Annotated in this window: 1 protein-coding gene (cut by a window edge); it reads right to left on the reverse strand. The window is 71.7% G+C overall.

Going from position 1 to position 23275, the window contains the following annotated elements:
* A protein-coding gene (locus AC0KS4_RS12105) for a non-ribosomal peptide synthase/polyketide synthase (RefSeq protein ID WP_238955956.1) crosses the window boundary here: on the reverse strand, positions 1–23275 show its 3' portion. Its footprint extends 8030 nt past the window's final position; only the last 23275 of its 31305 coding nucleotides appear in the window; the start codon falls outside the window, past its right edge; the stop codon is at positions 1–3.

The following is a 23275-nucleotide window of genomic DNA, read 5'->3' on the forward strand; positions in this document are numbered from 1 at the left end:
TCACCGCGATCGGCGCGAGTGTGAGGTGGCTCGCACCGCCGCGCGGAGAAGGTGGCGGAGTCGTTCGCCGTACATCGCGACCGATTCGGCGGTCAGCATCTCGTGGTGCGTGCAGTCGATCGGGTGCACCCGGATGTCGCCGGACGCGTAGGGCGCCCACGATCGCGACAGCTGCGCGCCGCGATCGCCGCCGTCGCGGGCCGCGGAAAACACGGTGACCTCCCCCTCGAAGCGCCCGGGCTCGTGGCGGCGATAGAGCTCGATGTTGTCGTCGAGGTTCCCCAGCAGCAGCTCGAAGAGCGGTTTGCTGCGCGGCCGGCCTTCTTCGGCCTGTCCGTCTTCATCGCCACGGCCAATGTCGTTGGCCCGCAACACTTCTTCGAGCACCCGCTGCTCGCCCAGGGCGTGCTCGCCCAGGGCGGCGCCTCCGTCGAGGTTGGGTTGGGCGTCGAGCAGGATCAGGCACCCGATCTCGCATCCGCGCCGCTGCAGCTCGATGGCGATCTCGTGCGCCACGACCCCACCGAACGACCAGCCCAAAATGTTGTAGGGCCCGCCGGGATAGGCGTCCTGGATCCGGCCGGCATAGGTCTGCGCCATCGCCCGGATCGACCGCGGGCCCGCGTCGCCGTTGCGCGGGAGCTGCTGAATCCCGACGATCGGGCAGTCGAGGTGGTTTCCGAGAACCTGATACGGCCAGCTCACCCCGCCGGCGGGATGCACGCAGAACAGCGGAACACCGCCGGCCCCCTGCTTCAGGGTCTGCACCGGGACCAGCTCTTCGGCGTCCGTCGCGGGCGTGCGCAGTCGCTGACTCAGCGCCCTCACCGTGGGCGCGTCGAACAACGTCCGCACCGGCAGCTCGGCGCCCAGCCCGGTGTTGATCGCGGCGATCAGGCGCATCGCGGAGATGCTGTCGCCGCCCAGGTCGAAGAACGAGTCGTCGACCCCGACCCGCTCCACGCCGAGCACGTGGGCATAGGTCGCGGCCAGCGCCTCCTCGAGGGCGCTCGACGGGGCCCGGTACCCGCTGCCGGTGTACTCCGGCGCGGGCAGGGCGCGGGCGTCGAGTTTGCCGTTGGGTGTCAACGGCATCGCGTCGAGCCCGACCACGGCCGCGGGCACCATGTAGCCCGGCAGGCGTTGGGCCAGCGCGGTGCGCGCCTCGCCGGGGTCGGCGGTTCCGGTGATGTAACCCACCAGGCGTTTGTCGCCGGCGCGGTCCTCGCGGGCGATCACCACCGCCCGGTCGACGTCATCCAGTGCGGCCAGCGCGGTCTGGACTTCGCCGAGCTCGATGCGGTAGCCGCGGATCTTGACCTGCTCGTCGGCCCGGCCCAGGTATTGCAGCTGCCCGTCCGTTCCCCAGCACACCAGGTCCCCGGTGCGATACATGCGCGACCCGGGCGCCCCGAACGGGCAGGCCACGAACCGCGACGCGGTCAGCCCGGACCGGCCGACATATCCCGCGGCGACCCCGTCGCCGGCGACGTACAGGTCCCCCACGACGCCCGCGGGCACGGGACGCAACCACGCGTCGAGCACGAACAGCGCCGCGCCGGGCACCGGCGAACCGATCGGCGGCGTCCCGGATCCCGCCGTCAGGGGCGCGCTGATCGCCACGCACATCGTCGTCTCGGTCGGGCCGTAGGCGTTGACCATCACCCGCCCCGGCGCCCAGCGGTCCACGACCTCGGGCGGGCAGGCCTCCCCCACCACCACCAGCGACACCGAGTCCAGGCCCTCATGGGAAAGCATCGCCACCGCCGAGGGGGTCTGGGTCAGCACGCTGACCCGTTCGGTGGCCAGCAGGTCGTGGAAGTCGTGCGGGGAGCGCGCCACCGACTCGGGCACGACCACCACCCGCCCCCCGCGCAGCAGCGCGCCGAAGATCTCCCACACCGAGACGTCGAAGGCGTACGAGTGGCTTTGCGTCCACACGCCCGCGCGCGGCAGGCCCGCGTCCAGCGTCTCCAGCAGCTGCGTCACGTTACGATGAGTCACCGCAACGCCTTTGGGGACTCCGGTGGTGCCCGAGGTGTAGATGATGTAGGCGACGCCGTCGGGCGGGGGCGCCGGCAACGGCGTGCCCACTGCGGTATCGGTCTGTGCGTCCTCGATGTCGATGACGGTGACGTCGCACCCGTCCAGCCGCGAGCGCAGGCCCGTGGTGGTGACGGCCGCGACCGGCGCGGAATCCTCGAGCATGAACCTGATCCGGGTGGCGGGTGCCGCCGGGTCGATCGGCAGGTACGCCGCACCGGTCTTGAGCACCGCCAGGATCGCGACGATCGCCTGCGGCGAGCGTGAAAACAGCAGCGCCACAGACTGTCCCGGGCCCGCACCATGACCGGCCAGTAGGTGCGCCAGCCGGGTGGCGGCGTCGTCGAGTTCGCGGTAGGTCATCGACAGGTCGCCCCAGCGGACCGCCACCGCGTCCGGCGTCCCGGCGGCGTCCGCGTCGAACAACGCCGGAATCGACGGGAATTCGAGTGCCGCCCGGGCCAGGACCGCCCGGTTGCCGACCTCGTCGAGGCGAGCGTGTTCGGACGCGTCGAGCAGGTCCACCGACGAGAGCGGCCGGGCCGGATCGGCGGTCATCGCGACCAGCACCCGCTCGAGCCGCTCCCTCAGCGCGCCGATGGTCTGCGCGTCGAAGACGTCGGCGTCGTATTCGACCCGAAGGCCGAGTTCCTCGCCGGACAGCGCGGCCTGCATCGTCAACGGGTAGTGGTTGCGCTCGAACATGTTGACGTCGGTGATGCCCAGTTCGTGGTCGACGGCCATCGCCGAAGTGTCCAGCGGGTAGTTCTCGTAGGCGAACAGGGTGTCGAACAGCTTGTCCTGACCGGTGATTCGGTGGATCTCGCTCAGCGCGAGGTGCTGGTGATCGAGCGTGTCGGTGTTCGCGCTTTGCAACTGGGCGAGCAGGTCGGCCGCGGTGGTCGCCGCCGTGATGCGCGCGCGCACCGGGACGGTGTTGATCATCAGGCCGACCATCGAGTCGGCGCCGGGCACCTCGGCGGGCCTGCCGGAGACGGTGGTGCCGAAGGCGACGTCGTGCTGGCCGGTCAGCCACGACAGCAGCTGCGCCCACGCGGCGTGGAGCACGGTGCTGACGGTGGTGCGGCTGGAGCGGGCCAGCTCGCTGAGCGCGGCGGTGATCTCGGCGGAGACCGCGAACGACTGGACGCCGCGGGCACCGGGCTCGAGCTGAAGCGGCGGCCCGACGAGCGTCGGGGTGTCGAAGCCGGCGAACACCCCGGCCCAGGCCGCGCGCGCGGCGTCGAGGTCGCGCTCGGCCAGCCAGGTCACGAACCTGCGGTAGGGCGGGGCCGCGGGGAGGCGCTGCCCGGTGTAGCAGGCGAACGTCTCGTTCAGCAGGATCGGGACCGACCAGCCGTCGAGCACGATGTGATGGATGGTGAGCACCAGCCGGTGCCGGTCGTGCGCCGTCCGGATCAGCACCGCCCGCACGGCGGGCTCGTCGGCCAGGTCGTAGACGGCGGCGCGTTCGGCCGCGCACAGGCGTTGGATCCGCTCCTCGGGCTCGGATCCGTTGGCCGCGACCTCGAGGTAGCGCCAGACCATCGCCGGGTCGGCCGGGATGATCTGCACCGGCTCGTCGAACTGGTCGCAGAACCGGGCGACGAGGTGCGGGTGCCGGCCGATGACCGTGTGCATCGCGTCGCGCAGCCGGTCGCGCTCGATCGGACCGGCCAGGCTGAGGTCCAGCTGGACCACGTAGAGGTGATCGTCACCGCGGGTGGTGTTGGCGTGGAAGAGCAGCCCCTCCTGCAACGGGGTCAGCGGCAGGATGTCGGCGATCCGGTGGCGCCGCTCGAGCTGGTCGATCTGCGGCTGGTCCAGCCGGGCCGGCACGACATCCGTCGGGGTCAATCCGCCGCCGCCGTCGCGCACGTGCGCGCAGATGCCGGCCAGCGCCTCGAACCACAGCGTGCTCAACCGGGCCACCTGCTCGCGGTCGAGCGCGGAGGGCGCCCACGTCCAGGTGGCGTGCAGCTGGGGGCCGTCCTCGGTGTCCATGGTGCCGGCGTTGAGGTCCACGGTGTGCATCAGCGGCATGGGCACCGCGGTGCTGGCGGCGGTGGCCGACGAACCGTCCCGGCTGACCCGCCACAGCTCGTCGGTGAGCTCGGCCGCTGCTCCGCCGAGCCGGCCGAGGTAGTTGAACCCGATCGTCGGGTCGGAGCCGTCCAGGTTGACGTCGTCGTTGAGGTAGCGCAGCAACCCGTAGGTCAGCGGGTCGGGCAGGGCGCGCAGCTGCTCCTTGGCGTCTTTGAGCAGCCCGCCCAGGATCGGCGCGCCGGCCACGACGTCCGCCCAGGACAGGCCGTCCACGTTGAGGGCCACCGGGTATTTGGTGGTGAACCAGCCCACGGTCCGCGACAGGTCCACGCCGGCGGCCAGGTCCTCGTGGCGGCCGTGGCCCTCGACGTCGATGCCGATCGGGGCCCCCACGTTGCCGAGGAACTCGGCCCAGGCCAGGGCGAAGCCGACGAGCAGGATGTCGTTGACCCCGGCGTGGAAGGCGGCCGGCGCAGCGCCGAGCAGCGTGCGGGTGGTCTCGGCGTCCAGCGTCACGGACAGGTTCTCGGCGGTCTCGTAGGTGTCCAGGCCGGGGCGCACGGCCGGCAGCGCGGGCGGGGTCGCCGCCACCCGCCGCCAGGCGTCGGCCCGTCCGACGACCGCGGGCGCCTGCGCGTGTTCGGCCAGCAGCGCGGCCCAGCGGGCGAACGAGGTGCCGCCCGCGGGCAGCGCCACCGGCTGCCCGTGATGGTGCTGGCCCCAGGCGATGTTGAGGTCTTCCAGCAGGACGCGCCAGGAGACCCCGTCGACGGCCAGGTGGTGAACGATCAGCACCAGCCGGCGGGTGGGGGTGACCCAGAGCGCGCTGAGCATCACCCCGGCGGCCGGGTTCAGCCGCGATCGCGCCTCGATGACCGCCGCGTCGGACAGTTCGTCCACCGAGAGCACCCGCTGGGCGGCGTCCACCGAACCCGGCTCGGGCACCTGGAGCGACCACTCGCCGGCGTCCTCGTCGACGCGCAGCCGCAGCATGGCGTGCCGATCCAGCAGAGCCTGCAACACGGTCACCACGTCGGCCTCGGTGACCCCGGCGGGCGCCTGCAGCACCATCGTCTGGTTGAACTGGTCGACCGGGCCGCCTGCCCTTTCCAGGCTGCGCAGCCAGCGGATGATCGGGGTGGCGGTGATCGCTCCGGTGCCCTCGTCGACCACGCCGTCCCCGCCGTCGGCCGCGACGGCCACCCGCGCCAGCCGGGCCACGGTCTGCTCGGTGAAGATGTCGCGGGTCCGCACCGCCAGGCCGGCGGCCCGGGCCCGGGTCACCACCTGCATCGAGGAGATGCTGTCCCCGCCGAGGTCGAAGAAGGAGTCGTCGGCCCCGACCCGCTCGACGCCCAGGACCTGGGCGTAGATGCCGGCTAGGGTCTCCTCGACCGTGGTCTCGGGCGCGCGATAGCGATCGGCGTCGGTGTATTCGGGTGACGGGAGGGCCCGCGCGTCGAGCTTGCCGTTGGGTGTCAGCGGCAGCGCGTCGAGCGACACGACGGCCGCCGGGACCATGTACGCCGGCAGGTGATCGCTCAGCCGGGCGCGGAGCTCGGCCGGGTCCGCTGCCCCGGTGACGTAGCCGACCAGGCGCTTGTCGCCGGGACGGTCCTCGCGCGCGACGACGGCGGCCTGGTCCACCCCGTCGAGGGCGGCCAGGGCCGAACGCACCTCGCCGAGCTCGATGCGGTAGCCGCGGATCTTGACCTGGTCGTCGGCGCGGCCGAGGTACTGCAGCTGGCCGTCGCCCGATCCTGAAGTGCCCCAGCACACCAGGTCCCCGGTCCGATACATGCGCGATCCGGGCGCCCCGAAGGGGCAGGCCACGAAGCGCGACGCGGTGAGCCCGGCCCGGCGCCAGTAGCCGCAGGCCACGCCGGCGCCGGCCACGTAGAGCTCCCCGACGACGCCTCGCGGGACCGGCCGCAGGGATTCGTCCAGCACGAACAGGCCCGCGCCGGGCACCGGCGACCCGATGGGAACGACGTTCGATCCGGACTTGAGCGGCGCGCTGACCGCCGCGTACACCGTCGCCTCCGTCGGGCCGTAGGCGTTGATCATCGCCCGGCCCGACGCCCACCGGTCCACCAGCTCCGTCGGACAGGCCTCCCCGGCGACCACCAGGGTCGCCGATTCGAGCCCCTCGGGCGACAGGACGCCCGCCGCCGACGGCGTCTGACTGATGACGTCGACCTGTTCGTCGACCAGCAGCGCGTGGAAGTCCTGCGGGGACCGCACCACCGAGTCGGGGATGACCACGAGCCGCCCGCCATGCAGCAGCGCGCCGAAGATCTCCCAGACCGAGACGTCGAAGGCCAGCGAGTGCCACTGCGACCACACGCCGCTGCGCGGCAGGCCCGAGTCCCCGGATGCCAGGAGCTGGGCGACGTTACGGTGGCTCACCGCAACGCCTTTAGGCACACCGGTGGTGCCCGACGTGTAGATCAGGTAGGCGATGTCGTCCGCGCTCGGCGCCGGCAGCGCGGTGGCCGGCTGGGCGTCGATCGCGGGGTCGTTCATGTCGAGGACGACGACGTGATGCCCGCGCAGCCGCGCGGCCAGATCGCCGGTGCTGATCGCGGCCATCGGCGCTGCGTCGGAGAGCATGAACCCGATCCGCTCGGCCGGCAGCCCGGGGTCGATCGGCAGGTACGCGGCGCCGGCCTTGAGCACCGCCAGGATCGCGATGATCGCGTCGGCCGAACGGCCGAACAACAGGGCCACCCGCTCGCCGGGGCCCACGCCGAAGCCGGCCAGCCGGTGCGCCACGCGGTTGGCGGCCTCGTCGAGCTCGCGGTAGGTCCACGAGCGGCCCTGGTCGCTCAGCGCCACCGCGTCGGGGGTGCGCGCCGCCTGCTCGGCGAACAGCGCCGGAACCGACGCGTCCGTGGTCGCGGGGGCGGTCAGGGCCGCGCGGTTGCCGAGGGCGTCGAGGCGGGCGTGCTCAGCCGCGTCGAGCAGGTCCACCGACGACATCGCGCGGGTGGGATCGGCGGTCATCGCCGTCAGGACCCGCTCGAGCCGCCCGATCAACGTCCGGATGCTGTCGGCGTCGAACACGTCGGTGCGGAACTCGACCCGCCCGCCGATCCCGGCGGGCTCGTCGCCCTCGGTCCAGCGTTCGGCCAGCGAGAACACCAGGTCCATGCGGGCCACCTGGGTGTTTAGCGGGATCGAGCTGACCCGCACGTCGCCGAGGGCCAGCCCGGCCCCGGGGTCGCCGTCCTGGCCGGCGAAGTTCTGCCAGGCCAGCATCACCTGCACCAGCGGGTGATGGCTCAGGCTGCGCACCGGGTTGAGCCGTTCGACCAGCACCTCGAACGGCACGTCTTGGTGCTCGAAAGCCTCGAGGCTGCGGGCGCGCACCCGGGCCAGCAGGTCGGTGAAGCTGGGATCGCCGGCCAGGTCGACGCGGAGCACCAGGGTGTTGACGAAGAAGCCGACCAGCTCGTCGAGCGCGGGGTCGCGCCGCCCGGCGATCGGGAAGCCGACGGCCACGTCGGTGCTGGCGCTGATCTTGGACAGCAGCACCGCCAGGGCGGCCTGCACCACCATGAAGCTGGTGGAGTTGTACTCGCGGGCCAGCCCGGCGACCTGCTGCTGCAGGTCCGCCGGCCAGTCCACCTCGACGGCCGCCCCGCGCTGATCGGCGATCTGCGGGTAGGGCCGGTCGGTGGGCAGCTGCAGCCGCTCGGGCATGCCGGCCAGCGCCTCCTGCCAGTAGGCGAGCTGCGCGGCGATGCGGCTGCCGCTGTCGGCGAGCTCGCCGAACTGGTCGCGCTGCCACAGGGTGTAGTCGACGTATTGCACCGGCAGCGGCTCCCAGTCGGGGGCCCGCCCGGCAGACCGGCTGGCGTACGCCAGGCCCAGGTCACGCACCAGCGGGCGCAGCGACCAGCCGTCCGCGGCGATGTGGTGCACCACGGCCACCAGCACGTGTTCGTCCTCGGCGACGCGGAAAAGCGAAGCGCGCAACGGGATTTGGGTCGCCAGGTCGAACGTTTCGGCGGCGGCGACGTCGATGGCGTCGCGCAGTCGGCCGGCCGACCACCTGCGGGCGTCGACGGTCCGCCAGCTGAGATCGGCCCGCTCGGCCGGGATCACCACCTGCTGGGGTGTTCCCCCGGGTGCGGCGAACACCGTCCGCAGGCTCTCGTGACGCGCCACGACGTCGGCCAGCGCCGCGCCGAGGGCCTGCGCGTCGAGCCGCCCGTGCATCCGCAGCGCCGCGGCCATGTTGTAGACCGGGGACGGTCCCTGCAGCTGGTCGAGGAACCACAGCCGGCTCTGGGCGAACGACAGCGGGATCACCGCCGGCCGGGCGCCCGCCACCAGCGGGTCCAGCCGGCCCGTGTCCTCACCGATGCGCGGCGCCAGCTGGGCGACGGTGGGCGCCTCGAAGATGACGCGCACCGGAACGCCGGTGTCCATGGCGCTGTTGATCGCCGCGATGACGCGCATCGCCGAGATGCTGTCGCCGCCGAGGTCGAAGAAGGAGTCGTCGACCCCGACCCGCTCGACTCCGAGCACGTGGGCGTAGATGCCGGCCAGGATCTCCTCGGTGGGGGTGGTCGGCGAGCGGTACCCGGCGGCGGAGTATTCCGGCGCGGGCAGGGCGCGGGTGTCGAGCTTGCCGTTGACGGTCATCGGCAGCGCCTCGAGCGCCACCACGGCCGCCGGGATCATGTAGGTCGGCAACCGCTCGGCCAGCTGGGTGCGCAGGACGGCCGGGTCGGCGGTGCCGGTGATGTAGCCGACGAGGCGCTTGTCGCCGGGCCGGTCCTCGCGGGCGACGACGACGGCCTCGTCCACCCCGTCGAGCGCGGCCAGCGCCGAGCGCACCTCGCCGACCTCGATGCGGTAGCCGCGGATCTTGACCTGCTCGTCGGCGCGGCCGACGTACTGCAGCTGGCCCTCACCGGATCTGGAGTCGCCCCAGCGCACCAGGTCGCCGGTGCGATACATGCGCGATCCCGGCTCGCCGAACGGGCAGGCCACGAACCGTGACGCGGTGAGCCCGGCGCGGCGCACGTACCCGTATCCGACGCCGCGGCCGGCGACGTACAGCTCGCCGACCACGCCGGGCGGCACCGGGCGCAGCCACCCGTCGAGCACGAACAAGGCGGCCCCGGGGACGGGCGAGCCGATCGGGGGTGCGCCCGAGCCCGCACTCAACGGTGTGCTCGTCGACGAGAAGATCGTGGCTTCCGTTGGGCCGTAGACGTTGACCATCACCCGCCCGGGCGCCCAGCGGTCCACCAGTTCCGGTGGGCAGGGCTCCGCGCCGATCACCAGCGCCGCGGAGTCCAATCCCTGCGGCGACAGCATCCGCACCGCCGAGGGGGTTTGGCTCAAGACGGTGACCTTCTCGGCGACCAGCAGGGCGTGGAAGTCCATCGGCGAGCGGGCCACCGAATCGGGCACCACGACGAGTCGCCCGCCGTGCAGCAGCGCACCCCAGATCTCCCACACCGAGAAGTCGAAGGCATACGAATGGAACTGCGTCCACACCTGGTCCGCCGACAACTCGACGCCGACGGCCTGCGCGTCGAACAGCCGGGTCACGTTGTGGTGGCTGACCGCAACGCCTTTGGGCACACCGGTGGTACCGGAGGTGTAGATGATGTGCGCGACGTGTTCGGGCGCCGGAGCCGGGAGCGCGGTGGCGGGCCGGCGGGCCAGGCCGCGGTCGTGGATGTCGATGACCATCAGGTGGTGGGCGTCGAGCTGGTCGGCCAGGGCGGCGACGGTGAGCGCGGCCATGGGTGCGGTATCGCCGAGCATGAAATCGATGCGGGCCGCCGGCAGGGCCGGGTCGATCGGCAGGTAGGCCGCGCCGGTCTTCAGCACCGCCAGGATGGCGACGATCGCGTCGGCCGACCGGCCGAACAACAGCGCCACGGACTCGCCGGGGCCAACGCCACGGTCAACCAGCAAGTGCGCCAACCGGTTCGAGCGCTCGTCGAGTTCGCGGTAGGTCATCGACCGGCCCTCGAACGTCACCGCCGGCGCGCGCGGGGTGCGCGCCACCTGGGCGGCGAACAACTCCGGGATGGACGCCGCCGTGCCGGCCCGGGTCAGGATCGCCCGGTCGCCCCACGCGTCCAGCCGGTCGTGTTCGGCGGGCTCGAGCACGTCGATCGACGACAGCCGCCGCGCGGGGTCGCTGGTCATGACGATCAGCACCCGCCGCAGCCGTTCGATCAGCGTTGCGATCCGTGCCGCGTCGAAAACGTCTGTGTCGTACTCGACTTGGAGGCGCATCTCGCGTCCGGGCTGGGCCTGCACCGTCAACGGGTAGTGGGTGGACTCCCTGCTGGTGATGTCGGTGACGGCGAGTTCGTGGTTGCCCGACAGCGCGCTGGCGTCGATCGGATAGTTCTCGTAGGCGAACAGGGTGTCGAACAGGGTGTCCTGTCCGGTGATGCGGTGAATCTCGTTGAGCGCCAGGTGCTGGTGGTCGAGCGTGTGGTTGTACGCGCCCTGCAGTTGGTCCAGCAGATCGGCGGTGGTGGTGGCGGCGCCGATGTTCGCCCGCACCGGCACGGTGTTGATCAGCAGGCCCACCATCGTGTCCGCGCCGGCGATTTCGGCGGGGCGGCCCGACACCGTGGTGCCGAAGACGACATCGCGTTGGCCGGTCAGGCCGCACAGCAGTTGCGCGAAGGCGGCCTGCAGCACCGTGTTGACGGTGGTGTGGTGCGACCGCGCCAGGTCGCCGACGGCTTGGGTGAGGTCGGCGGGCAGCGTGAACGTCTCGACGCTTTGCCGCCCGAGCTCCGCCCGGTCCTGGGGGCCGACCAGGGTGGGGGTGTCGAAGCCGGCGAACACCTCGCCCCAGGCCGCGCGGGCGGCGTCGAGGTCACGTTCGCCCAGCCAGCTGACGAAGCTGCGGTAGGGCGCCGCGGGCGGAAGCCGCTGCCCGTAATAGCCGGCGAAGATCTCGCCCAGCAGGATCGGCATCGACCAGCCGTCGAGCACGATGTGGTGATTGCTCAGCACCAGCCGATAGCGCTCGGATGCGGTGCGCACCAACGCCACCCGGAACGCGGGCTGCTCGGCGAGGTCGCCGCAGACGGCCGCGCGTTCGGCGGCGCAGAGGCGCTGAATCTGCTCGTCGGTGTCGGTGCCATCCAGCTCGAGGTACCGCCAGGCCGGCGCGGGGTCGGCCGGGATCATCTGGACCGGCTCGTCGTAGCGGTCGCAGAAGCGGGCCACCAGGTTCGGATGCCGGGCGATCACGGTGCGCACCGCGTCGCGCAGGCGGTTCGGGTCGAGCGGCCCGGCGAGGCTGATGTTCAGCTGTCCCGCATACAGATCGTCGGTCGCCGGTGCGGTGTTGGCGTGGAACAGCAGCCCCTGCTGGACCGGGGTCAACGCCAGGACGTCGGCGATATGGTGTTGGCCCGCAAGCTGATCGAGCTGCTGTTGGCTCAGGCGCGCGGGCGCGATGTCCGACGGCGTCAATCCGCCGCCGCCGGAGCGCACGTGGGCGCAGATGCCGCCCAGGGCCTCGAACCACAGCCGGCTCAGCCGGGTGATCTGTTCGTCGTCGAGCGCCGACGGCGCCCAGGTCCAGTTGGCGTGCAGGCGCGGACCTTCCGCGGAGTCGACGGTGACCGCGTTGAGTTCGAGGGTGTGCATCAGCGGCATGGCTATCGTCGCGGCGGCGCGGGTGACCGACCCGCCGTCGGGCACGGGCCGCCACATGTCCGCGGTGAGCTCGCCCGTACCGCCCTGGCGTCCCAGGTAGTTGAACCCGATCGGTGGTTCGGCGCCGTCCAGGTCGACCTCGGGGTTGAGGTAGCGCAGCAGCCCATAGGTCAGCGGGTCCGGCAGCGCGCGGAGCTGTTCCTTGGCGTCTTTGAGTGCGGCGCCCAGCTCGGTCCCGCCGGCGACGACCTGCCCCCAGGAGACGCCGCCCACGTTCAGAGCCGTCGGGTATTTCGTGGTGAACCAGCCGACGGTGTGGGACAGGTCGATGTCGCGGCCCAGTTCCTCGTGCCGGCCGTGGCCCTCGACGTCGATGCCGATGGGCGCGCGGCCGCCGCGGAATTCCGCGCACGCCAACGCGAACGCGATCAGCAGGATGTCTTGGACGCCGGCGTGGAACGCCGCCGGAACCTCGCCGAGCAGCATGCCGGTGGTCTGGGCGTCCAGCTCCGTAACGAGGTGTCGGGCCGTGGCGAAGGTGTCCGCGTCGGGGCGGAGCGCCGGCAGCGCCGGCGGCGTCGCCGCCACCTTCGCCCAGGTGTCCGCCTGATCGACGACGTCGGGGTGGTGCGCATGCCGGGCCAGCTGCGACGACCACCGGGCAAACGAGGTGCCCGCGGCGGGCAGTTCGACCGGCTGCCCGCTGTGATGCTGGGCCCAGGCGATGTTCAAGTCCTGCAACAGGATCCGCCAGGAAACACCGTCGACGGCGAGGTGGTGGACGATGACCACGAGCTGCCCGGTGGCGCTGGCCCACAGCGCGCTGAGCATCACGCCGGCGGCCGGGTTCAGCCGCGACCGCGCTTCGATAACCGCCGCGTCGGTCAACTCGTCCACGACGTGCAGGCACTGGGTGGCATCGACCGAGCCCGCCCCGGGCACCGTCAGCGCCCATTCGCCGGCGCCCTGGACGCCCGAGCGGTCGACGCGCAGCCGCAGCATCGCGTGGCGATCCAGCAGGGCCTGCAGCACCGTGACCACGTCGGCCTCGGTGACCCCGGCGGGGGCCTGCACCAGCATGGCCTGGTTGAATTGATCGACTTGTCCGCCAACGCTTTCCACGCCGTGCAGCCAACGGATGATCGGGGTGGCCTGCACCGGCCCGACGCCCTCGTCGAGCACCGCGGCGTCGGCGTCGACCACCTCGGCCACCCGGGCCAGCCGGGCCACGGTCTGCTCGACGAAGATGTCGCGGGTCTTGCACACCAGGCCGGCGGTGCGCGCCCGCGTCACCACCTGCATCGACGAAATGCTGTCCCCGCCAAGGTCGAAGAACGAGTCATCGACGCCGACCCGCTCGAGCCCGAGCACCTGGGCGTAGATGCCGGCCAGGATTTCTTCGACGGCGTTGTCGGGGGCCCGATATTGGTCGGCGTCGGAGTATTCCGGCGCGGGCAGCGCGCGGGTGTCCAGCTTGCCGTTGGGGGTCAGCGGCAGGGCCCGCATGACGACGACGGCGGCGGGAATCATGTAGCCCGGCAGCCTTTCGGCCAGCGCGGCACGCACCGCGGCCGGGTCGGCGGTCCCGGTGACGTAACCGACGAGGCGCTTGTCCCCTGGCCGGTCCTCGCGGGCGACGACGACGGCCTGCTCGACGCCGCCGGTCCAGGACAGCGCCGCCCGCACCTCGCCGAGCTCGATGCGGTAGCCGCGGATCTTGACCTGCTCGTCGGCGCGGCCGAGGTAGTCGAGCTGCCCGTCCCCGCGCCAGCGCACCAGGTCGCCGGTGCGGTACATGCGCGATCCGGGCGCCCCGAAGGGGCAGGCCACGAACCGTGACGCGGTCAGGCGGGCCCGCTTCCAGTAGCCGCAGGCCACGCCGGCGCCGGCCACATACAGCTCGCCGATCACGCCGGGTGGCACCGGCCGCAGCCACTCGTCGAGCACGAACGCCGCGCCGCCGGGCACCGGGGACCCGATCGGCACTGGGCCCGGTGAGCCCGCCTGAAGCGGGGCACTGATCGCGGCGTAGACCGTGGCTTCGGTGGGGCCGTAGGCGTTGATCATCACCCGGCCGGGAGCCCAGCGGTCCACCAGATCGGCCGGGCAGGCCTCGCCGGCGACCACCAGCGCGACCGACTCCAGGCCCGCGGGTGAGAGGGCGCCGGCCGCCGACGGGGTTTGACTGAGGACGCTGACCTGTTCGGCCACCAGCAATGCGTGCAGGTCTTCCGGTGACCGCGCCACGGTTTCGGGCACCACGACCAGTCGGCCGCCGTGCAACAGGGCGCCAAAGATTTCCCAGACCGAGACGTCGAAGGCCAGCGAATGCCATTGCGACCACACGCCGTCGGTCGGCAGGCCCGAGTCCTCGGATGCCAGCAGCTGGGTCACGTTGCGGTGGGTGACCGCAACGCCTTTGGGGACACCGGTGGTGCCGGAGGTGTAGATCAGGTAGGCGAGGTTGTCCGGCCCCGGCGCCGGCAGTGCGGTCGCGGGCTGGGTGTCGACGGCGGGATCGTTGACCTCGATGACCGCGGCCTCGTGGCCGTCGAGCCGCTCGACCAGATCGGCGGTGGTGAGCGTGGCGATCGGAGCGGCGTCGGAGAGCATGAACCCGATCCGCTCGGCCGGTAGCGCCGGGTCGATCGGCAGGTAGGCAGCCCCGGTCTTCAGCACGGCCAGGATCGAGACGATCGCCTCGGCGGAGCGTGAAAACAGCAGCGCCACAGCCTGTCCCGGGCCCGCCCCACGGCCGGCCAGCAGGTGCGCCAGCCGGTTCGACGCCTCGTCGAGCTCGCGGTAGGTCATCGCGTGTCCGTCGCACACCACCGCGACGCTGTCCGGGGTGCGGGCCGCCTGCGCGGCGAACAGCGCCGGGATCGAGTCGGTCCCGGTGGCCGGTCCGGTGAGCGCCGCGCGGTTGCCGACGTCGTCCAGTCGGGTGTGTTCGGCGTCGTCGAGCAGATCCACCGACGACAACGCCCGTGCGGGGTCGGCGGTCATCGCGAGCAGCACCCGCTGCAACCGGCCGATGAGGGCGGCGATGCTGTCCGCGTCGAATACGTCGGTGCGGAATTCCACGGTTCCGCCGATGCCGGCGGGCTCACCCGCGTCGCTCCAGCGTTCGCCCATCGAGAACGTCAAATCCATTCGGGCGGTGTGAGTGTCGACCGGTATGGGTGTGACGTCGACATCGCCGAGGGACAGCCCGGCGGCGGGGCCGCTTTCCTGCCCGGCGAAGTTCTGCCAGGCCAGCATCACCTGGATCAGCGGGTGATGGGTCAGGCTGCGGGCGGGGTTGAGCCGCTCCACCAGCACCTCGAAGGGCACGTCCTGGTGCTCGTAGGCGGCCAGGCTGCGGTGACGCACCTGGGACAGCAGCTCGGCGAAGGTGGGATCACCGGCCGCATCGACCCGCAACACCAGCGTGTTGACGAAGAACCCGACCAGTTCGTCGAGCGCGGGGTCGGGCCGACCGGCGATCGGAAATCCCACCGCGACATCGGAACTCGTGCTGATCTTCGACAGCAACGCCACCAGGGCGGTCTGGATCACCATGAAGCTGGTGGCATTGTGTTGACGCGCCACGTCGGCCACCCGCTGTTGCAGCTCGGCGGGCCAGTCGATCTCCACCGTGGCGCCGCGCTGGTCGGCCACCATCGGGTAGGGCCGGTCGGTGGGCAGCTGCAACCGTTCCGGCATGCCGGCCAGGGCGTCTTCCCAGTAGGCGAGTTGGGCGGCGATGCGGCTGTTGCCGTCGTCGAGGTCGCCGAATTGCGCACGCTGCCACAGGGTGTAGTCGACGTATTGCACTGACAGCGGCGCCCAGTCGGGCCCGTGCCCGTCGCACCGGCCGGCATATGCCATCCCCAGATCACGGACGAGCGGCGTGAGGGACATGCCGTCGGCGGCGATGTGGTGCACCACGGCCACCAGCACGTGCCGGTCGCCGCGGATGCGGAAAAGCCCTGCCCGCAACGGGATTTGGGCCGACAGGTCGAAGGTGTAGCGGGCGGTGGCACCGATCGCCTCGTCCAGCTGTTCGGGCGACCAGGCGCTGGCGTCGACGACCTCCCACCCGAAATCTGCCTTGTCGGCGGGGATCACCACCTGCTGCGGCAGCCCCTCGGGTGCGACGAACACGGTCCGCAGGCTCTCATGGCGGGCCACCACGTCGCCCAGCGCCGCGCCCAGGGCGTCGGCGTCGAGCGGCCCGTCCAACCGCAGCGCGGCCGCCATGTTGTATACCGGTGAGGGTCCTTGCAATTGGTCCAGGAACCACAGCCGGTTCTGGGCGAACGACAGCGGCACGACCGCGGGACGCTCGGCGGCCGTCAACGGCTCGAGCCCGCCGCCGCCCTCGCCGATCCGGGGCGCCAACTGCGCGATGGTGGGCGCCTCGAACACGGCCCGCACGGCGAGGCCGCTGCCCAGGCTGGCGTTGATCGCGGCGATCAGGCGCATCGCGGAGATGCTGTCGCCGCCCAGATCGAAGAAGGAGTCGTCGACCCCGACCCGCTCGACGCCGAGGACCCCGGCGTAGACGCCGGCCAGGATTTCCTCGGTGGGCGTTGTCGGGGCGCGGTACTGGCCGGCCGTGTATTCGGGTGCGGGCAGGGAGCGCGTGTCGAGTTTGCCATTGGGCGTCAACGGAATGGCGTCGAGCGCCACCACCGCGGCGGGCACCATGTAGGCGGGCAGTCGTTCTGCCAGCGCGGCGCGCAGCCGGGCAGGGTCGGCGTTGCCGGAGATGTAGCCGACGAGTCGCTTGTCCCCGGGGCGGTCTTCGCGCGCGACGACGACGGCCTGCGCGACACCGTCGAATCCGGCCAGGGCGGACTGGATTTCGCCGAGCTCGATGCGATAGCCGCGGATCTTGACCTGCTCGTCGGCGCGGCCGAGGCACTGCAGTTGGCCCGCACCGGATCCCGAGTCGTCCCAGCGGACCAGGTCGCCGGTCCGATACATGCGGGTTCCGTCCCCGCCGAAGGGGCAGGCGACGAACCGCGACGCGGTCAGGCCCGGTCGGCCGATATACCCTGCGGCCACCCCGAATCCGGCGACGTACAGCTCACCGACGACGCCGGGCGGCACCGGCCGCAACGCGTCGTCGAGCACGAACAACGCCGCCCCCGGGACCGGGGCGCCGATGGGAACCGGTCCCATCCCGGCCGCCAGCGGCGCGCTGATCGTCACGCACATCGTGGTCTCGGTCGGGCCGTAGGCGTTGACCATCACCCGCCCGGGCGCCCACTGGTCGACGACCTCGGCCGGGCAGGCCTCGCCGGCCATCACCAGCGACACCGAATCCAGCCCCTCCGGCGAGAGCATGGCCACCGCCGACGGGGTCTGGGTCAACACGCTGACTCCGGTGGCGACCAGGACGTCGTGCAGGTCGTGCGGGGAAGCCGCCACAGCCTCGGGGACGACCACCAGGCGCCCGCCGCGCAGCAGCGCGCCGAAGATCTCCCACACCGAGACGTCGAACGCCAGCGAGTGACATTGCGACCAGACCCCCGCGGCCGGCAGCCCGGCATCCAGTGATCCCAGCAGCTGGGTGACGTTGCGGTGAGTGATCGCAACGCCTTTGGGGACACCGGTGGTGCCCGAGGTGTAGATCAGGTAGGCGAGGTTGTCCGGCCCCGGCGCCGGCAGGGCCGTCTCGGGCAGGGTGTCGATGCGGGAATCGTTGACGTCGATGACGGTCACGTCGCGACCGTCGAACCGCTCGGCCAGATCGGCGGTGGTGACCGCGGCGACCGGTGTGGCGTCGCCGAGCATGAATTCGATGCGCGCGTCCGGCGAGGACGGGTCGATCGGCAGATAGGCCGCTCCCGTTTTGAGCACGGCCAGGATCGACGCGACGGCTTCGGCGGACCGCGAAAACAGCAGCGCCACAACCCGTCCCGGGCCCGCGCCCGCGGACGCCAGGCAGTGCGCCAACCGGTTGGACGCCTCGTCGAGTTCCCGGTAGGTCACCGACAGGTCGCCGCACACCAGCGCCACGGATTCCGGGGCCCGCGCGGCCTGCGCGGCGAACAGCTCCGGAATCGACGCCGGCGCGTCGCCGGCCGGCCGGGTCAAAACCGCGTGGTTGCCAAGCTCATTCAGGCGGGCGTGCTCGGCCTCGTCGAGCAGATCCACCGACGACAGCGGGTGGGCGGGGTCGGCGGTCATCGCGGTCAGGACCCGCTGCAGGCGGCCGATCAGCGCCTCGATGGTCGTGGCGTCGAACACGTCGGTGCGGAATTCCACCCGTCCGCCGATGCCGGCGGCCTCCCCGCGCTCGGTCCACCGTTCGGCCAGGGAGAACACCAGGTCCATGCGGGCCGACTGGTCCTCGACGGGCACGGAGGTCACCTCGAGGTCACCCAGCGCCAGGCCGGCGGCCGGGTCGTCATGGCCGGCGAAGTTCTGCCAGGCCAGCATCACCTGCACCAGCGGGTGATGGGTGAGGCTCCGGGTGGGGTTGACCCGCTCGACCAGCACCTCGAACGGCACGTCCTGATGTTCGAACGCGGCCAGGCTCTGGGCCTGGACCCGGTCCAGCAGTTCGGCGAAGCTGGGATCGCCGGCCAGGTCGACGCGGAGCACCAGGGTGTTGACGAAGAAGCCCACCAGTTGATCGAGCGCGGGGTCGCGCCGCCCGGCGATCGGGAAACCCACCGCCACATCGGAACTCGCGCTGACCTTCGACAGCAGCACGGCCAGGGCGGCCTGCACCACCATGAAGCTGGTCGCGTTGTGCTCGCGGGCCACCCGGCGCACCTGCTGCTGCAGCTCGGCCGGCCAGTCGACCACCACGCTGTCGCCGCGCTGATCGGCCACCGGTGGGTAGGGCCGATCGGTGGGCAGCTCGAGCCGCTCGGGCATGCCGGCCAGGGCATGCTCCCAGTACGCCAGCTGAGCGCCGATGCGGCTGTCGCCGTCGTCGAGGTCGCCGAATTGGGCGCGCTGCCAGAGCGTGTAATCGATGTACTGCACCGGCAAGTCGGCCCAGCCGGGGGGACGCCCGGCGCTGCGGTTGGTGTAGGCCACGCTCAGATCGGCACCCAACGGGGTCAGCGACAAGCCGTCCGCGGCGATGTGGTGCACGACGATCACCAGCAGGTGCTCATCGTCGGTGACCGTGAAAAGTCGCGCCCGGATCGGGATCTCGGCCGCCAGGTCAAAGGTGTGGCGTGCCGCCGCCTTGACGGCGTCGTCGACCTGGCCCGCCGGCCATGCGGTGGCATCGACGACGTCCCAGCCGAATTCGGCGCGCTCGGCGGGCACGACCACCTGCCGGGGGGTGCCTTCGTGCGACGGGAACAGGGTGCGCAGGCTCTCGTGGCGACTCACCACGTCGGCCAGCGCGGCGCCGAGCGCGCGCGCGTCGAGCCGCCCGCGCAGGCGCAAGGCCGCCGCCATGTTGTAAAGCGGTGAGGGACCCTGGAATTGGTCGATGAACCACAACCGGTTCTGCGCGAACGACAGCGGGACCGCCGCCGGCCGCTCCCCCGCCTCCAGCGGTTCGAGCCCGCCCGAGCTCTCCGCGATGCGGGGCGCCAGCTGGGCGACCGTGGGCGCCTCGAAGACGACGCGCACCGCGAGATCGGTTTCCAGCGCGGAGTTGATCGCCGTGATCAGGCGCATGGTGGACAGCGAGTCGCCGCCGAGATCGAAGAACGAGTCGTCGACCCCGACCCGATCGACGCCGAGGACCTCGGCGAAGATGCCGGCCAGGATCTCCTCGACGGCGGTGCTCGGGGCGCGGTAGTGATCGGCGTTGCGATATTCGGGTGCGGGCAGGGCGCGGGCGTCGAGTTTGCCGTTCACCGTCACCGGCAGCGAATCCAGCACCACCACCGCCGCGGGGACCATGTACGCGGGCAGACGCTCGGCCAGGGCGGCGCGCGCCCGGGCGGGCTCCGCGGACCCGGTGACGTACCCCACGAGGCGTTTGTCACCGGGCCGGTCCTCGCGGGCGACGACGACCGCCTGCTCGACCCCGTCGAGCGCGGACAGCGCGGCCTGGATCTCGCCGAGTTCGATGCGGTAGCCGCGGACCTTGACCTGTTCGTCGGCGCGTCCCAGGTAGCGCAGTTGGCCCTCCCCGGATCCGGAGCGGCCCCAGCAGACCAGGTCGCCGGTGCGGTACATGCGGCTGCCGGGTTCGCCGAAGGGGCAGGCCATGAACCGCGACGCGGTCAGGCCGGGGCGCCGCCAATAGCCGACGCCGACGCCTTCGCCGGCCAGATACAGCTCCCCCACCACGCCGGCGGGCACCGGGCGCAGCCACTCGTCGAGCACGAAAAACGCCGCCCGGGTCACCGGTGAGCCGATCGGCGGGAATCCCGACCCCGCCTGCAACGGCGCGCTCTTGCAGGCCCACATGGTGGTCTCGGTGGGGCCGTACACGTTGACCATGACCCGACCCGGCGCCCAGCGGTCCACCAGCTCCGGCGGGCAGGGCTCGGCGCCGATCACCAACGCCGTGGAGTCCAGGCCGTCGGTGGGCAGCAGCCCCACCGCCGACGGGGTCTGGGTCAACACCGTGACGCCCTCGCGCACCAGCAGGGCGTGGAACTCCTCGGGCGAGCGGGCCACGGCGCCCGGTACGACGACGAGGCGCCCGCCGTGCAGCAGGGCGCCCCAGATCTCCCACACCGAGAAGTCGAACGCATAGGAATGGAATTGGGTCCACACCTGCTCGGCCGACAAGGCGAAACCGAGCCGCAGGTCATCGAACAGCTGCGCGACGTTGTGTTGGGTGACCGCAACGCCTTTGGGCACACCGGTGGTGCCGGAGGTGTAGATGACGTGTGCCAGATCGGTGGGCGCCGGCGCGGGCGGCGGGGTAATCGGCTGGGCCGCCACCGCGGGGTCGGCCACATCGACGACGGTCAGGTCGAAGCCGTCGAACCTGTCGGCCAGGTCGGAGGTGGTGACCGCGGCCATTGGGGCGGCGTCGGTCAGCATGAACTCCACCCGCGCGGACGGCAGCGCGGGGTCGATCGGCAGATACGCCGCCCCGGACTTGAGCACCGCCAAGATCGCCACGATCGCCTCGGCAGAGCGCGAAAACAGCAGCGCGACAAACTCCCCCGGGCCCGCGCCGTGTTCGACCAGCAGGTGTGCCAACCGGTTGGCGGCCTCGTCGAGCTCGCGGTACGTCATGGACCGGTCCTCGAACGTCAGCGCCACCGCGTCCGGCGTGCGTGCCGCCTGCGCGGCGAACAGTCCCGCGACCGTTACCGGTTCCATGCGCTCGGCCAGCACCGCCTGGTTGCCCCACCGCGCCAGCCGGGCGTGCTCGGCGGTGTCCAGCAGATCCACCGACGACAAGCGCCGCTCCGGCTCGGCGGTGACCGCGGCCAGCAGCCGCTGCAGCCGGTCGATCATCGCCTCGACGGTGTCCGCGTTGTAGACGTCGGTGCGGTATTCCGCCGTCACGGCGATCCCGGCGCGCTGGCCGGATTCGGTGAAGCGCTCGGCCAGCGAGAACGTCAAATCCATGCGAGCGGTGTTGGTGTGCAACGGCATTGGGGTGACTCGCAGATCACCCAGCGTCAGCCCCGCGGCGGGGGCGGTGACCTCTCCCGGGAAGTTCTCCCAACCCAGCAGCACCTGAATGAGCGGGTGATGGGCCATGCTGCGGGTGGGGTTGAGCCGCTCCACGAGCAGTTCGAATGGCACGTCTTGGTGTTCGAATGCGGCCAGGCTGCGCCGGCGCACCTCGGCCAGCAGCTCGGCGAAAGTCGGATCCCCGCCTAGAGCTCCTAGGTCGACCCGCAGCACCAGGGTGTTGACGAAGAAGCCGATGAGTTCGTCGAGGGCGGGTTCGGGACGCCCGGCGATCGGGAAGCCCACGGCCACATCGGTACTGGCGCTGATCTTGGCGAGCAGCGCGGCGAAGGCGGCCTGGATCACCATGAAGCTGGTGGCGTTGTGCTCGCGCGCTACCCGGCGGACCTGTTGCTGTAGCTCGGCCGGCCAGTCCACCGCCAGCCGGGCGCCGCGATGGTCGGCGACCTGCGGGTAGGGCCGATCGGTGGGCAGTTGCAGGCGTTCGGGGAGACCGGCCAGGGTGTCTGCCCAGTAGTCCAGCTGGGCGGCGATGCGGCTGTCGCCGTCGTCCACGTCACCGAGATGCGCGCGCTGCCAGAGCGTGTAGTCGACGTACTGCACCGCCAGCGGCGCCCAGTCGGGCGCCCGCCCCGCGCACCGGCTCGCGTAGGCGATCCCGAGGTCACGGGCGAAGGGGGTGATCGACCACCCGTCGGCGGCGATGTGGTGTACGGCGACCACCAGCATGTGCTCGTCGTCGCTCACGGTGAAAAGCTCGGTGTGTAGGGGGCTTTCGTTCTCCAGGTCGAAGGTGTACCGGGCGGCGGCCGCCATGGCCTTCCGCAGCCGGTCTTCCGGCCACCGGCGCGCGTCGATGACGTCGCAGGCGAACCCGATCCGCTCGGCGGGCACCACCACCTGCTGTGGAATTCCGTCGGCCGAAGCGAACACCGTGCGCAAGCTTTCGTGGCGGTCCACGACGTCGGCCAGCGCCGCGGCCAGCGCATCGGCGTCGAGGTGCCCGCGCAGCCGCAGCGCCACGGTGATGTTGTAGATCGCTGAGGGGCCCTGGAATTGGTCGATGAACCACAGCCGGGTCTGCGCGAAGGACAGTGGGATCGCCGCCGGTCGCTCCCCGGCCACCAGCGGTTCCGGACGGTCGGCGTCTCCCCTGCTGAGCAGGGCCAACTCGGCGACCGTGGGGGCCTCGAACACGGCCCGCACCCCGAGGTCGGAGTTCAGGCTGGTGTTGACCGCGGCGATCAGGCGCATCGCCGACAGCGAGTCGCCACCCAGGTCGAAGAAGGAGTCGTCGACACCCACCCGTTCCAGGCCGAGCACCTGGGCGTAGATGCCGACCAGGATCTCCTCGACGGCGGTGGACGGGGCGCGGTAACGATCGGCGTCCTGGTAATCGGGGGCCGGCAGCGCCTTGCGGTCGAGCTTGCCCGAGGACGTCATCGGGAATTCTTCAAGCGCCACAATGTGTGTCGGCACCATGTACTCGGGCAGCCAGGCGCTCAACCGTTCGCGCACCTCGCCGATCTTGGTGTTGGTGCGGGGGTCGTTGGCATGGCTGGTGCGTCGGCGGGCCCCGTCGGGTGCCAGGTAGAGATCGGTCAGCGGCGGGACGGCCTGGTCGCCGGAGGCGATGAAAACCGCGCTGAGAGTTCCGGCTTGGGCGCCCCAGGTGACGGCGACGTAATATCCGGCGCTCTCGCCGAGGCGGTGCAATTCTTCGGCGACGGTGGCGTCGGGGCCCGCGCCGGCCCGGGCCGCCGCGTCCGACAGCGCGTCCGTCAGGGGCAGCCCCTCGGCCAGCGCTGCCTCGACGGCGACGTCGGTGATCAGTCCGGCTCGCGGGATGTCGGTGATGCGGACGGCGGCGGGACGCCGCGATGTCAGGGTGTCGCGCAGCCCGCGCAGGCCGTCGCACTGCGCCCACGTCAGGGCGGGTTCGTCGGCCACCGAACGC

Source organism: Mycobacterium sp. NTMscope_MAC_12 (assembly GCF_976985675.1).